The 975-nt window shown below is 46.5% G+C and carries 1 protein-coding gene; it reads right to left on the bottom strand.

The window, feature by feature from the left end; genetic code table 11:
- Positions 1-95 precede the first annotated feature (95 nt).
- A partial coding sequence (locus SPADD19_RS12675) for an FGGY-family carbohydrate kinase (RefSeq protein WP_241496493.1) occupies positions 96-975 on the bottom strand: 880 nt, incomplete at its 5' end.

Raw genomic sequence — 975 nt, 5'->3', positions numbered from 1 at the left:
TACTCAACTGTGCAGAGGTGGGACGACGAAATCGAATTCTAACGAATTACCGATTTCTGTCCCACTCTCATAAACTATTCGTTTGATTGATCCCTTTAGTCATCGGTCTCCGCAAATACTTGAGTGGCTTTGACTGCTTTCTTCCACCCCTTGTACAATTTCTCTTTGCGAGCTTCATCCATCTTTGGTTCAAAGATTTGGGCTGCTCCATGAAGAGATTTTAATTCTTCCAAGTCCTTCCAATAGCCTACGGTCAGACCTGCTAGGAAGGCTGCTCCTAAAGCCGTTGTTTCCAGGTTTTTGGCGCGGGCAATCGCAATCCCAAGAATATCTGCCTGAAACTGCATTAAGTAATCATTTTTCGCTGCCCCTCCGTCTACTTTTAAGACAGGGATAGGAGTCTTGGCATCTACCTGCATGGTGTCGATGATATCGCGTACTTGATAGGCAATGGATTGAAGGGTTGCTTTGATAAAGTCTTCCTTGGACGTTCCCCGGGTAAGTCCGAAGACAGAACCACGCGCCTCTTGATTCCAATATGGTGCCCCAAGACCCGTAAAGGCAGGGACCACATAGATTTCATCGTCATTCTGAGACTTCAGAGCATAGGCCTCGGATTCAGGTGAACTGTCGATCATACGCAGACCGTCACGAAGCCACTGAATGGCACTTCCAGCGATAAAGATAGATCCTTCAAGGGCATAGTAGACCTTGTCATTGATCCCATAACCAATCGTCGTCAGCAGGTTATTTTCTGATAACTGCATCTCCTCACCCGTATTCATAATGATGAAAGATCCAGTTCCATAAGTATTTTTGACCATACCAGGTTCAAAGGCTAATTGACCAAAGAGAGCAGCCTGCTGGTCTCCCGCCATCCCTGCAATCGGCACTTGTCCACCGTAGAAATGGAAAGGAGCTGTCTTGCCATAGATTTCAGAGTTTGAACGCACTTCAGGAAGCATGGCTTTAGGA

The organism is Streptococcus parasanguinis, assembly GCF_001578955.1.
GTDB classification, from domain to species: Bacteria; Bacillota; Bacilli; order Lactobacillales; family Streptococcaceae; genus Streptococcus; species Streptococcus parasanguinis_U.
The sequence above is the reverse complement of the archived record's forward strand: the minus strand, read 5'-3'. Positions and strand labels throughout refer to the sequence as shown.